Origin of the sequence: Rhizobium sp. NFR07, from assembly GCF_900111905.1 — a bacterium.
Lineage (GTDB): Bacteria > Pseudomonadota > Alphaproteobacteria > Rhizobiales > Rhizobiaceae > Neorhizobium.
Window position 1 is genome coordinate 72,142 of sequence record NZ_FOKM01000007.1, and the last position, 13,067, is coordinate 85,208.

The following is a 13,067-nucleotide window of genomic DNA, read 5'->3' on the forward strand; positions in this document are numbered from 1 at the left end:
GCCGATGAAGATCATCTCCCAGAATACCGCCTTCGGCGGCATGCAGGGCGTCTTCGCCCATGATTCCGAAGCCTGCAAGGTCGAGATGACCTTTGCCGTTTTCGTGCCGCCGCAGGCGATCAGCGAACCGCGTCCGGTTCTCTGGTACCTGTCGGGTCTGACCTGCACCCATGCCAATGTCATGGAGAAGGGCGAATATCGCCGGCTGGCCGCCGAGCTCGGCCTGATCATCGTCTGCCCGGACACGAGCCCGCGCGGCAATGACGTGCCGGACGAGCTGACCAACTGGCAGATGGGCAAGGGTGCCGGCTTCTATCTCGATGCCACGGAAAAGCCCTGGGCCGATAACTACCAGATGTATAGCTACATCACCGAGGAATTGCCGAAGCTCGTCGGCGAGCAGTTCCGCGTGGACATGAGCCGCCAGGGCATTTTCGGCCATTCGATGGGCGGTCACGGCGCCATGACGATAGCGTTGAAAAATCCCGATCGCTTCAAGAGCTGCTCGGCTTTCGCCCCGATCGTTCAGCCGTCGACGGCCGACTGGTCAGCTCCTGCGCTTGAAAAATATCTCGGCGCAGATAAGTCCGCCTGGAGACAATACGACGCCTGCGCGCTGGTGGAAGATGGCGCCCGATTCCCCGAATTCCTGATCGACCAGGGCAAGGCCGACAGTTTCCTCGATAACGGCCTGCGCCCATGGCTGTTCGAAGAAGCGGTGAAGGGAACCGATATCGGCCTGACGCTCAGGATGCACGAGCGTTATGACCATTCCTACTATTTCATCTCGACCTTCATGGAAGACCATCTGCGCTGGCACGCCGAGCGGCTCCGGTAATCCTTGACCGGGAGAAACAGCCGGCGGACTGGCCGCCGGCTGGACCTTCATAAAGCTTCAGACCTTGCGGCGGTTATCGACGGAGAAAGCGCCCGCTCCCGCAAAGACCAGATAAAGGAAGACGAAGCAGAACAGGATGGCGGCATCGCCGCCGTTCGGCGCTGGCCAGAAGCTGCGCGGCGCGTGCGCCATGAAATAGGCGAACGCCATCTGGCCGGAAAGAATGAAGGCCACCGGCCGCGTCAGGAAGCCGATGGTGATCAGGATGCCGCCGATGAACTCGAGAAGCGCGGCAAACAGCATTAAGGTGGATAGCGGTCCGCCCTCGCCCTGCGGCACTGGAAAGGCGAACAATTTCATCGTGCCATGCTCGATGAACAGCAGGCCGGTCATAATTCTCAAGGCCGCGAGACCTTGGTCTCTATAGGCCGCCAGACGATCGAAAAATCCCATTTAGCTCTCCCGGGTTGCGATGCGCTCCAGCGATAAACTTGAGTAGGATTCGCCAGAAATCACATTTATGGCATCGGTCGCTAATATGCGATAGCCGGACTTTTGTCCCTGTGGATCAACGCTTCTAGTGCCGCTGGCTTTCTGAAAGTGCGGTCAGGACGGCACTGCGACGCGGGTCTTTGAGTTGGAATTCCGAAGCGATCCGGTCGGCGATCTTTTCCGCCAGCACTCTGTTGCCGCCCTCGGCGACGAAACGCAGCACGGACATTTCGAACGATCCCTCGGCGATCGGCTCGCCGGATCCGACCGAGACGGCCTTGACGGTAACGGTAGCGGAATAGCGGGTGCCGAGAAGCGCCGGCGTGCGTTTCGCCTCGCCGATCCTCACGGTCAATATCGTCCGTGGAAGCATGAAGGAACGCGTGGTCGCCTGTATGGAGGCGTCGACAAGGCTGTCGGTCCAGGCGATGAGGTCCGTCGGGACGTCGGGCTGGGCGGTAACGAAGGCGCCGCGCACGTCATAGAGCATCCGCTCCGCGGCATTCTCCTTCTCCGGCATGCGAAAGCCCGTCAGCAGCACCAAGGCCAACGAAACAGCTACGACACGCGATGAGACAAACAACATGCAGGCATCCGGAACAACGAGCCTGCATGTTGCGGTGTTAGGGTTAGGGAAGCCTTAAATCGCTGGGCTCAGCGCGTGAAAAACGGCGGCGGCCGCCTGCAATTCGTCATGGCGCTGCTCGCGACGGTGCTGCGCTTCCGCATCCGTGCCCCACTGCTCGCTCGTCCAGTCCTCATCGAGATGCGCGAGATGCCATGCCTCGTCGGCCGAGAGCCGGCCGTCGGCGAAGGCGAGCGCCAGGATTGCCGAGCCCGTCAGCGTTGTCACGGTGTGGAGAACGGCAAGCTCGATCGGCGTGTCGTATTTCCTGAGTGCCGACGAGAAGGCGGCGGTGGCGTCGCGCGGCTGCTCCTTTGGCATCACGCCTTCGATCAACTCGAAACGTGCGCCATGCTGCTCAGCGATCCAGTCGAGGATCGGATCCCATTGCTGTTGCTGGCGCAGCACCAGATTTTCTGGGTTTTCCGCACGGTAGCAAAGCATGTCGCTGGAGGAGAAGCGCAGAATGTCCTCGAACACGGCCTGCGGCTCGGTGGCAATGCCGTCGATCGCGGTATTGACCAGTCGCGTGATGGGCATGGTGCGGGGATCGATCACGTCGACCTGGCTCGCCCATTCGTCGCGCAGCAGTTCGGCGAGCCGCGGCGTCGGTACGGCAAGCGAGTTCTTCGCCGGCGTCTTCACCGGCCGCCCGTCGAGATGCACTGCATGACCTTCCTCGCCCTCGACGACCGATACCTCGGTGTAGAAGCGCTTCGGCAGCGGCTTCTGCATCTGGATCTGCGCACGGCGCGTCGGATCTGGATGGCTCATCGCCTCGGACGGATCGGGAAACAGTTCACGCATGCTTTTTTATTCCTTAGCCGATATGGGCCAGTATCTCGCTCGGATGATTGACGATGGCATCGGCGCCGGCTTGTTTCAGCTCCTCGACCGAGGCATAGCCCCAGGAGACGCCGATCGCGGTTGCGCCTGCTGCCTTTGCCATCTGCATATCGTAGATGGCGTCCCCGACGACAAGGGTATCGGCCGCTCGCATTCCGGTTTCGTCGCAGCATTCCGTCACCATTGCCGGATGCGGCTTGGACGGGCAGTCGTCGGCTGTGCGCGAGGCGATGAACTTGAAGCCGTGGGTCCGCTTGACGCTGTCCAGGCCGCGGCGCGACTTGCCGGTAACGGCGCCGAGAAGGATCTCGTCGCGTGCCTCGAGCGTGTCCATCAGTTCGCGGATGCCGTCGAACAGCGGCTCGCGATAATCGAGATCGGCGCGGACGACGGAAAACAGCGACTTGTAATAGGCCATCATCTCGACCGCCTCGTCATCGACATGCTGCTTGCCCTGCATGCGGGCGATCGCGATGTCGAGCGTCAGGCCGATGATCGCCTTGGTATCCTCGAAAGACGGCTCGGGCTTGCCGAAATGCACGAAGGTGCGCCGCATGGTTTCGTGGATCAGGCCCGCGCTGTCGACCAGCGTGCCGTCGCAATCGAAAAGAACAAGCTTCATTCGTCGTCGTCCCTTGCACCGTTTTCCATGTCGAAGCCGAGCAGGTTCCAGCTCTGCACCATGTGCGGCGGTAGCGGCGCCGTCACCTTCAGGCGTCCGCCGGATGGATGCGGGATATCGATATGCCGCGCGTGCAGATGCAGCTTCTTCTGGATGCCGCCCGGGAACGGCCAGTTGATGTCATCGTCGAAATATTTCGGATCGCCGATGATCGGGTGACCGATGGAGAGCGCGTGGACGCGCAGCTGGTGAGTACGGCCCGTATAGGGTTCCATCTCCAGCCAGGCGAGCGCCTGTGCTGCGGTTTCCAGCACGCGGTAATAGGAAATGGCGTGGTCGGCCCCCTCCTCGCCGTGCTTGGCGATCCGCATACGGTCACCGTCCGGTGTCTGTTCCTTGACGAGCCATGACGAGAGCTTGTCCTCACGCTTGCGCGGCACGCCCTTGACCAGCGACCAGTAGGTCTTCTTGGTATCACGCTCGCGAAACGCCGCAGTCAGCTTCTGCGCCGCACCGCGGGTGCGGGCGATGACGAGAACGCCGGATGTGTCGCGGTCGAGGCGGTGGACGAGCCTGGGCTTCTCGCCTTTCGGGCTGAGCCAGGATTCGAGCATCTGGTCGATATGGCGGGTCACGCCGGAACCACCCTGGACGGCGAGGCCTGCCGGCTTGTTCAGCACGATCACCTTGTCATCCTCATGCAGGACCATGCGCTGCAGCAACTCGTAGTCGCCGGCATGCTTGAGGTCCTTGCCGGCGATCGGCCCCTTCTTGGCGTCGGTATCGATCGGCGGCACGCGCACCATTTGTCCGGGCTGGACGCGCGTGTCCGTCTTCACGCGGCCTCCGTCGACGCGCACCTGTCCGGAACGGAGCAGTTTCTGCAGCGGGCCGAAGCCAAGACCCGGGTAATGGATCTTGAACCAGCGGTCGAGGCGCATGCCTGCCTCGTCCGCTTCGACGGGGATATGCTCGATGCCTGCCATCAAAGCTCTTTCTTATATCTCAATGATGGGCGGTCTTTAGAGCATTGCCCGCCCGAGCGCCAGCCCGCCGAAAACGGCAAGCAAGGAGATGACGACGCTCGCTGCAATATAGAGCCCGGCCTCCATGGTCGCGCCGCGCTCAAGCAGTGCGAGTGCATCGAGGGAGAAGGCCGAAAAGGTAGTGAAGCCGCCGAGAAAGCCGGTCACCAGCAGGAGGCGCATTTCCGGCGAAGCGTTCAGACGTCTTGCGATGACTTCGGTGAGGAGCCCGATGGCGAAACAGCCGACGATATTCACTGTCAATGTTCCCCATGGGAAAGCCGGTCCGAAGCGACGCAGCGTCCACGCTCCGACGAGGTATCGGCAGACCGATCCCACCGCTCCGCCGAAAGCAACGATCAGCATGTTCATCATCTATTCAACTCTTGGATGTGGAAAATCTTGATAATCCGGCGAAAAACGCCATCTCGTTAAAATGCGCGGGTTTTGCTTAAATTCCGGACAAGAAGGCCAACCTTAAATCTGTAAGATCGAAGGTAGAGAAGCCTATGACCCAGATAGTAGCCATATCCGCCAACACGGCGGCGATGAACATCGAAGCGCTCCGCACGCCGCGCCGTATCTCGGTGAAGGACCAGGTGCAGGATGTCAAGGCGGATGCGGAGAAGAATGCCAAGCGCGCCCAGAACGTCAGCGACCCGCATGCGCTGGACGCCATGGTGCCCGCTGTCACCATCGGACTGGAACTGATGACCACGGGCCGGCAGCCGCAACAGCACGTTCCTGTCCGCCAAGTCGAGGCCGCATATCGCGACCTGGAAGACTGACATCCTCTCTCTGATGGAAACGCGCTCTCGTCATCAGATGCCGAGCGCGACAAGCCCGACGGTCTGCATTCCTGGCGCGAGCTTCCGCAGCCCGAGAGGCATCGCGAAATAGATCCTTTTCGCAAGCGGGCGGATGATCGAGAGCCACGCACCGGCGTAAAGCCGTCCCTTCCAGGAGAAAGGCAGACTATATCCCTGGAGCGGCACGACTTTGTTGGTCCAGGACTGCTTGTAGTCGCCATCGCCGCCGAGCAGGTCATAGCTATCCGCACCGTTGTCGATCAGCCAGCAGACGGTCATCTCCATCTGCACCTTGCCGGGCGAAAGGTTCCTGAGCGCCCAGTCGAAGGCGCCAAGATAGGCGTAGTAATGACCGCTTCTGAGGAAGCCGAGTTCCATCGCGACGGGCTTGCCGCCGACGGCAAGCACCGAAAGACAGGCGCCGTTCAGCGTCACGGGATCGCCGGTTAGCGTCGCCAGAAATGCTTCGAACCCCGCAAAGGAAAAGCCACTGCTCGTCCGGCCTGTTTCGCGAAGCCATGTGCGCTTCATCGCGGCGCATTCCCGCACCAAGTCGGCAAAGCGGCTGTCGCAGGGCCATATCACCTCGAAATTCAGCTCGCCGCCCCGCGCCAGATGGTTGCGGCGGCGGTTGCGATTGCGCTTCTTCAGCTTGCCGCCCTGCGAGCGGTAGTCTTCGGAACCGGAAAACTGCGTGAGGTCCAGCACGGCGCTTTCACCGCCATAGCCGGGGATCGGGGGCTTTGCCGCAAACAGCGGGATGAGCGGCGAATGTTCCGGCACGGGATAGAACAGGGCGACGTCGCAGTCGGGCTCCTGCATGATGCGGGCCAGAAGCTCGTGGGTCGTCTCGTCCGACATATGGGCGTCGTCGTAGAGAAGATTGCAATATTGCGAATGGGGCGCCCCGAGATTCTGGAGGACGCGGATACCGCCGTTCGTCTGGATCATCAGCGGCCAGACGGCAGTCAACATGTCGCCCCTCCATACCGTCTTGATCCTGAAGCGCGGCGCCTGGGGCATATCGGCAAAAGCGGCGATCCAGCCGCGACACCAATCGAATGTCTGGAAATAGGCGAGACGGTCGCCGCAGCGGGCCTCGAGGTCACGCCAGGCGGCAGCTATCGCATCGATCTCGGCAAGTGTGGTGAAGCGCCAGAAATGCAGCGCAGCCTCGTCTATTGCGCCCGACATGTCACCCTCCGGAGAACCAGCCCGTCAACCAGACTGAAATTTAGCGAAAGGAATTAAACGAGAGATTACGGAAATCGCCCGACTTGCCGACATTCAGTCGCAATTTCGTGGGGCGAGGACACCCTCACCCCAATTCTGACCATCTGCCGTCGACGCGCGTTACTCGTGCCCTGTACCGGTCGTTCCCGCGGCCTTGACCGGCAGCAGCACCTCGACCGGGCCCGCCTTCTCGAAGGTGAGCGTGAGCAGGACGCTGTCGCCCGCCTTGAACGGCGCCTTCACCTTCATGAACATGAGATGGAAACCGCCCGGCTTCAGCTCGACGGTTCCGCCTGCTGGAACGGCGACGCCGTCGTTGAGCTTGCGCATGCGCATCGTCTCGCCCTGCATCGCCATTTCGTGGATCTCGACCGTGCCGGCGGAAGGCGATGTTGCGGAGACCAGCCGGTCATCGATGGCACCCTTGTTTGTCACCGTCAGGTAACCGCCGCCGACCGGCTGGCCCGGCAGCATTGCCCGGGCATAGGCGCTGGTCACCGTGATATCGCCGGCCGTATAGGTGCCCGCATTCTCAACCTTGGCCTCCGCGGCGCTCGTGCTCGCGTCCATGTGCATGGCCGAATGGTCGTGGCCAGCCTGCGCCGCGGTATCCGCCGCCACGACCCGCAAGGTCGGTGCCGGGCTTTTCAGAGTATGCGGATCGGCGCCATCCTTTGCCACATCGGTCCATGCCTCCTGCTTGTCACCGCAAAGCTGCACGGTGGGAAATGCCAGGTTTGCCCCGGCCTCGATGCCTGAAACTTTGCCTTGGATGTTGAACGTGTCGTAGAAGGCATCCGCCAGTTCTCCGCCCTTCCAGCGGATCTCGACCGGGCCGGACGTGACCTTGTCGCCGTGATTGTCATAGGTTTTCGCATAGGTGCCGGTGATGATCTCGAGCTGCCAGCCGGGCTTGGGCTGCGGCTTGGCGAACACGAAGCCCTCGGGAAGCGAGATTCGCACCTCGTTGGTCGGCTGGCCGTCGCAGCCATGCGGAACCTGCAGCGCGATGACCGTGGTTTTCTCTGCGGTCACGTTCGGAGTGGCGAAACTGACATGCGCCTCGGCCTGCTGCCAGCCTGCGCTCAGGCAAAGGCCGGTAACGGCCAGAATCATCTTGGTCTTCATTCTCATCCCCATGCGGTGACAGCCCTGCTGTGCGACCGCTCTCGTCATTCGTCGATGGTCGAAATATCCGGTCAGACGTGGGATGGCGGGCCGCGGGATGTCGCCCTGTCGATGGTGAGCGTGTCGGATGGTGGCTGGCGAGGCAAGGCCGGCCTTGCGATGTCCCAGCGGGGCTCAAGTATCCAGCCGTTTGAAACAGGAGCGGGAAGCGCCACCGGGCCGGCCAGCATGCAGTGATCGCAGTGGATGGCGGCCGTGCCGGGCTCGTGCCTGGAGTTCTCCGAGCAGATGACCGCAAACGTGCCATCCGGCAGGCGATAGACTTCGGAAAACGCATCGGCGGACGGCGCTGCGTGACCGGGCTGGGTGGACCAGCCGATCAGCGACAGGATCACGATGCAGGCAATCTGCATCATCCTGGACGCGTGCCGCATGCGTTTCAAATCCCTTGTCCTCCCCTTGTCACACCTGGATAACGCAAATCCCGAGCGGGTACAAAGACTATGCGCGTGCCTATCGTCCTTGAATCAGATCAAGCCGCAGCCGTTCTGCGACGGAAATCATGTTCGGCGCGACATTCTGCCCTTGCCAAAGCAACCGCTCCAACGATAATGAGCCGCAGACCCGTTGGGAGAAGCCGCTTCGATGCGGTGCCGAAGGAGCAACCGCCCCGGAAACTCTCAGGCAAAAGGACCACGGGAAGACTGCAGGAACTCTGGAGAGAAGCTTTCCGTGAAGGGGGCTCGCCGAAGGGATAACAATCTCAGGCGACAAGGACAGAGGGGGCTCGAAACGGTGCGGAAACGCGCCAGATATTGAGCCGGCGCGCGACCTGGTATCCAGGCCCGCCAAACCTGGAGGCGTCTTTTGGACGATCAATCGGTTCTTCACACGACCCCGCTGCACGCATTGCATCTCTCGCTCGGTGCGAAAATGGTGCCCTTCGCCGGATATGACATGCCAGTGCAATATCCGCTCGGCGTGATGAAGGAACATCTTCACACCCGTGCGGCCGCCGGCCTGTTCGACGTGTCCCATATGGGCCAGGTGATTGTGAAGGCAAAGTCCGGTTCCTACGAGGACGCCGCCCTCGCACTCGAAAAGCTCGTGCCCGTCGATATTCTCGGCCTGAAGGAAGGCCGTCAGCGCTACGGCTTCTTCACCGACGCGAACGGTGGCATTCTCGACGACCTGATGATCACCAATCGCGGCGACCATCTGCTGGTCGTCGTCAACGCCGCTTGCAAGGATGCCGACCTCGCCCACATGAAGGCGAACCTGCCGAATTGCGACGTGACGCTTCTTGACGACCGCGCTCTCGTCGCCCTGCAGGGACCCCGCTCCCAGGCGGTGCTGGCCGAACTCTGGGCCGGCGTTTCCGGCATGAAATTCATGGACGTGCGCGAAGTGCCGCTGCACGACGTACCCTGCATCATCTCCCGGTCCGGTTATTCGGGCGAGGATGGCTTTGAAATCTCCATTCCTGCCGACAAGGCGGAGGAAATCGCCAAGGCTTTGCTCGGGCATCCCGATTGCGAGGCGATCGGTCTCGGCGCGCGCGACAGCCTGCGTCTCGAAGCCGGCCTGTGTCTCTACGGAAACGACATCGATGCGACGACCTCGCCGATCGAGGCCTCGCTTGAATGGGCAATCCAGAAGGCACGCAAGGCCGGTGGTGATCGCGAGGGCGGTTTCCCGGGCGCCGAGCGCATCCTCGGCGAATTGGCAAACGGCACCACCCGCCGCCGTGTCGGCCTGAAGCCCGAAGGCAAGGCGCCGGTGCGCTCTCATGCCAAGCTTTACGCCGATGCCGAGGGCAAGACCGAACTCGGCGAAGTCACCTCCGGCACCTTTGGACCGTCGGTCGAAGGACCGGTTGCGATGGGTTATCTGCCGGTCAGCCATGCCTCTGCCGGTACCACTGTTTATGCGGAAGTGCGCGGCAAATACCTGCCGATGACCGTCGCCGCCCTGCCCTTCATCACGCCCACCTACAAACGCTAAAAATCTTCCGGAGAGAACCCATGCTGAAATTTACCGCTGAACACGAATGGCTGAAACTTGAGGACGGTGTTGCCACTGTCGGCATCACCGCCCATGCCGCCGAGCAGCTCGGCGACCTCGTCTTCGTCGAACTGCCGGAAGTCGGCGCCGAACTGACCAAGGACGGCAATGCCGCGACCGTCGAGAGCGTCAAGGCCGCTTCCGACGTCTATGCGCCGCTCGATGGCGAAGTAACCGAAGTCAACCAGGCGATCGTCGACGATCCGTCGCTCGTCAATTCCGATCCGCAGGGCGCTGCCTGGTTCTTCAAGCTGAAGCTGAAGAATGCTGCAGACGCCGATGCGCTGATGGACGAAGCAGCCTACAAGGACCTGATCGGATGACCGACAGCACCGATTTTCACTTCACCGACTACAACCCGTATGACTTCGCCAACCGGCGTCACATCGGCCCCTCCCCGACTGAGATGGCCGACATGCTCAAGGTCATCGGCTACAAGTCGCTCGACGCCCTGATCGATGCCACGGTGCCCTCCTCCATCCGCCAGCAGAACCCGCTGGCCTGGGGTGCGGCACTGACCGAACGCGAAGCGCTCGACAAGATGCGTGAGACGGCCAACAAGAACCAGGTCCTGACCTCGTTGATCGGCCAGGGCTATTACGGCACCGTCACGCCTCCCGTCATCCAGCGCAATATCCTGGAAAACCCCGCCTGGTACACGGCCTACACGCCTTACCAGCCGGAAATTTCGCAAGGCCGTCTCGAAGCGCTGCTGAACTTCCAGACGATGATCTCGGACCTGACCGGCCTCGACGTCGCCAATGCCTCGCTGCTTGATGAGGCGACCGCCGCTGCCGAAGCCATGGCGCTCTGCCAGCGTCAGGCGAAGACCAAGGCGACCGCCTTCTTTGTCGACAAGGCCTGCCATCCGCAGACGATCGCACTGATCGAAACGCGCGCCGCACCGCTCGGCTGGAGCGTTGTCATCGGCGACCCGATGACCGATCTCGATCCGGTCGACGTCTTCGGTGCGATCTTCCAGTATCCGGGCACGAACGGCGAAGTCCGCGACTTCACCGGCCTGATTTCCCGCCTGCACCAGACCGGTGCGGTCGCTGCCGTCGCCGCCGACCTCCTGGCCCTGACACTTCTGAAGTCGCCCGGCGAAATGGGTGCCGACATCGCCATCGGTTCGTCGCAGCGTTTCGGCGTTCCGGTCGGTTACGGTGGTCCGCATGCCGCCTACATGGCCGTCAAGGATGCGCACAAGCGCGCCATGCCCGGCCGTCTGGTCGGCGTTTCGGTCGATGCCCGCGGCAACCGCGCCTATCGCCTGTCGCTGCAGACCCGCGAACAGCATATCCGCCGCGAAAAGGCGACGTCGAATATCTGCACCGCGCAGGTCCTGCTCGCCGTCATGGCCTCCATGTACGGCGTCTTCCATGGCCCTCAGGGCCTGAAGGCGATTGCCCAGGCCGTGCACAAGAAGGCCGTGCTGATGGCCAAGGGCCTGGAAAAGCTCGGCTTCACCATCGAGCCGGACACGTTCTTCGACACGATCACCGTCGATGTCGGCCACATGCAGGGCCTCGTCCTCCGCGCAGCCGTCGCCGAGGGCGTCAACCTGCGCAAGGTCGGCGAGACGAAGATCGGCATGTCGCTCGACGAGCGCACACGGCCCGCGACACTGGAAGCCGTCTGGCGCGCCTTCGGCGGTGACTTCAAGGTCTCCGATTTCGAGGTCGAATATCGCCTGCCGAACGCGCTTCTCAGAAAATCGGATTACATGACTCATCCGATCTTCCACATGAACCGCGCCGAAAGCGAGATGACCCGTTACATCCGTCGCTTGTCCGACCGTGACCTCGCGCTCGACCGGGCGATGATCCCGCTCGGCTCCTGCACGATGAAGCTGAACGCGACGGCGGAAATGCTGCCGATCACCTGGCCGGAATTTTCCGACATCCATCCCTTCGTTCCGCAGGATCAGGCGCTGGGCTACAAGGAGATGATCGACGATCTGTCTCAGAAACTCTGCCAGGTCACCGGTTACGACGCCTTCTCAATGCAGCCTAATTCCGGCGCGCAGGGTGAATATGCGGGTCTTCTGACCATCCGCAACTACCACATTGCCAATGGCGACACGCATCGCGACGTCTGCCTGATCCCGACATCCGCGCATGGCACCAACCCGGCCTCGGCCCAGATGGTCGGCATGAAGGTCGTGGTCGTGAAAGTGCGCGACAACGGCGATATCGACCTCGACGATTTCCGCGCCAAGGCCGAACTGCATGCCGCAAACCTCTCCTGCTGCATGATCACCTATCCTTCGACGCATGGCGTGTTCGAGGAGACGGTGAAGGAGATCTGCGACATCACCCACAAGCATGGTGGCCAGGTCTATCTCGACGGCGCCAACATGAATGCCATGGTCGGCCTGTCACGCCCCGGTGATATCGGCTCGGACGTCAGCCACCTCAACCTGCACAAGACCTTCTGCATCCCGCATGGCGGCGGCGGTCCCGGCATGGGCCCGATCGGCGTCAAGGCCCATCTGGCGGCCCATCTCCCCGGTCATCCCCAATGGGACGGCCGTGAAGGCGCGGTTTCGGCAGCTCCGTTCGGCTCGCCGTCGATCCTGCCGATCTCCTGGTCCTACTGCTTGATGATGGGCGGCGAAGGCCTGACGCAGGCGACGAAGGTAGCGATCCTCAACGCCAACTACATCGCGGCTCGCCTCAAGGGCGCTTATGACGTGCTCTACAAGTCGGAAGCCGGCCGCGTGGCGCATGAATGCATCATCGATACCCGACCGCTCAACGCCTCTGCCGGCGTGACCGTCGACGATGTTGCAAAACGCCTGATCGACTGCGGTTTCCATGCCCCGACCATGAGCTGGCCGGTCGCCGGTACTCTCATGGTCGAGCCGACGGAATCGGAGACCAAGGCCGAGCTCGACCGCTTCTGCGAGGCGATGCTGGCGATCCGCGAGGAAGCCCGTGCCATCGAGGATGGCCGGATGGACAAGACCAACAACCCGCTGAAGAATGCTCCCCACACGGTGGAAGACCTCGTCGGCGAATGGGATCGTCCTTACTCCCGCGAGCAGGCCTGCTACCCACCGGGCGCTTTCCGCGTCGACAAATACTGGTCGCCGGTCAACCGCGTCGACAATGTCTATGGTGACCGCAACCTCGTCTGCTCCTGCCCGCCGCTGGAAGACTACGCCGAAGCGGCCGAATAGGCGCTGCTCCGGAACAGTTTGGAAAGGCCGCCGTCGTGCGGCCTTTTCTCTATTTTTCGACTAGCCCTTGCTTATGTCCAATTGTTCTCTATTTTAGGTTACATCGAACTTTGCTAGCGACTCGTCCGCTGCCTCAAGGCGCTTTCTGATTTTCTCTCATCGTCGATCTAGCGCCGGCCGTTTGGGCCGGTAAATTGCAGC

Annotated in this window: 14 protein-coding genes and 1 riboswitch; of the genes, 5 read left to right on the top strand and 9 right to left on the bottom strand. The window is 61.9% G+C overall.

Annotated features, from left to right (window positions below; all coding sequences use genetic code 11):
* Positions 1 to 4: 4 nt before the first annotated feature.
* Entirely contained in the window at positions 5 to 838 is an 834-nt protein-coding gene (fghA, locus tag BM216_RS16010) for an S-formylglutathione hydrolase (RefSeq protein ID WP_093000206.1), read from the top strand.
* A 57-nt stretch (positions 839 to 895) separates the two neighbouring features.
* On the opposite strand, the gene BM216_RS16015 is transcribed toward fghA, so the two are convergent.
* The 6 genes from BM216_RS16015 to crcB all read right to left on the bottom strand — a co-directional run bounded on the left by BM216_RS16015 (position 896) and on the right by crcB (position 4,823).
* Complete coding sequence (locus BM216_RS16015) at positions 896 to 1,291, bottom strand: DoxX family protein (RefSeq protein ID WP_093000207.1); 396 nt, start codon at positions 1,289 to 1,291, stop codon at positions 896 to 898.
* A gap of 124 nt (positions 1,292 to 1,415) precedes the next feature.
* Positions 1,416 to 1,916, bottom strand: coding sequence for a hypothetical protein (locus BM216_RS16020; protein WP_093000208.1), 501 nt, complete (start codon positions 1,914 to 1,916; stop codon positions 1,416 to 1,418).
* A 54-nt stretch (positions 1,917 to 1,970) separates the two neighbouring features.
* Entirely contained in the window at positions 1,971 to 2,762 is a 792-nt protein-coding gene (locus BM216_RS16025) for an ATP12 family chaperone protein (RefSeq protein ID WP_093000209.1), read from the bottom strand.
* A 13-nt stretch (positions 2,763 to 2,775) separates the two neighbouring features.
* Positions 2,776 to 3,423: an HAD-IA family hydrolase gene (locus BM216_RS16030; RefSeq protein ID WP_093000210.1), complete on the bottom strand. Its 648-nt coding sequence runs from the start codon at positions 3,421 to 3,423 to the stop codon at positions 2,776 to 2,778.
* Positions 3,420 to 4,409 (bottom strand): RluA family pseudouridine synthase, encoded by a 990-nt coding sequence (locus BM216_RS16035; RefSeq protein ID WP_093000211.1) that lies wholly within the window; start codon positions 4,407 to 4,409, stop codon positions 3,420 to 3,422. The genes BM216_RS16030 and BM216_RS16035 overlap by 4 nt, the downstream gene beginning before the upstream one ends.
* A gap of 36 nt (positions 4,410 to 4,445) precedes the next feature.
* Entirely contained in the window at positions 4,446 to 4,823 is a 378-nt protein-coding gene (gene crcB / locus BM216_RS16040) for a fluoride efflux transporter CrcB (RefSeq protein WP_093000212.1), read from the bottom strand.
* Between the two features lie 134 nt (positions 4,824 to 4,957).
* Here crcB and BM216_RS16045 point away from each other — a divergent pair, with 134 nt between their 5' ends.
* Positions 4,958 to 5,236: a hypothetical protein gene (locus BM216_RS16045; protein ID WP_093000213.1), complete on the top strand. Its 279-nt coding sequence runs from the start codon at positions 4,958 to 4,960 to the stop codon at positions 5,234 to 5,236.
* A gap of 33 nt (positions 5,237 to 5,269) precedes the next feature.
* On the opposite strand, the gene BM216_RS16050 is transcribed toward BM216_RS16045, so the two are convergent.
* From BM216_RS16050 to BM216_RS16060, 3 genes are all read right to left on the bottom strand, one after another.
* Complete coding sequence (locus BM216_RS16050; protein WP_093000214.1) at positions 5,270 to 6,451, bottom strand: GNAT family N-acetyltransferase; 1,182 nt, start codon at positions 6,449 to 6,451, stop codon at positions 5,270 to 5,272.
* A gap of 159 nt (positions 6,452 to 6,610) precedes the next feature.
* On the bottom strand, positions 6,611 to 7,618 hold the full coding sequence (locus BM216_RS16055) for a copper chaperone PCu(A)C domain-containing protein (RefSeq protein WP_093000215.1): 1,008 nt from the start codon (positions 7,616 to 7,618) through the stop codon (positions 6,611 to 6,613).
* A gap of 71 nt (positions 7,619 to 7,689) precedes the next feature.
* On the bottom strand, positions 7,690 to 8,052 hold the full coding sequence (locus BM216_RS16060) for a hypothetical protein (protein WP_143102781.1): 363 nt from the start codon (positions 8,050 to 8,052) through the stop codon (positions 7,690 to 7,692).
* A 183-nt stretch (positions 8,053 to 8,235) separates the two neighbouring features.
* A riboswitch (glycine riboswitch) is annotated at positions 8,236 to 8,324 on the top strand.
* A gap of 161 nt (positions 8,325 to 8,485) precedes the next feature.
* On the opposite strand from BM216_RS16060, the gene gcvT reads away from it, so the two are divergent.
* Genes gcvT through gcvP form a run of 3 tightly spaced genes read left to right on the top strand, consistent with a single transcriptional unit; the run spans position 8,486 to position 12,866 of the window.
* Entirely contained in the window at positions 8,486 to 9,622 is a 1,137-nt protein-coding gene (gene gcvT / locus BM216_RS16065) for a glycine cleavage system aminomethyltransferase GcvT (protein WP_093000217.1), read from the top strand.
* Positions 9,623 to 9,642: 20 nt separating this feature from the next.
* Positions 9,643 to 10,005, top strand: coding sequence for a glycine cleavage system protein GcvH (gene gcvH / locus BM216_RS16070; RefSeq protein WP_093000218.1), 363 nt, complete (start codon positions 9,643 to 9,645; stop codon positions 10,003 to 10,005).
* Entirely contained in the window at positions 10,002 to 12,866 is a 2,865-nt protein-coding gene (gcvP, locus tag BM216_RS16075) for an aminomethyl-transferring glycine dehydrogenase (RefSeq protein WP_093000219.1), read from the top strand. The genes gcvH and gcvP overlap by 4 nt, the downstream gene beginning before the upstream one ends.
* Positions 12,867 to 13,067 lie beyond the last annotated feature (201 nt).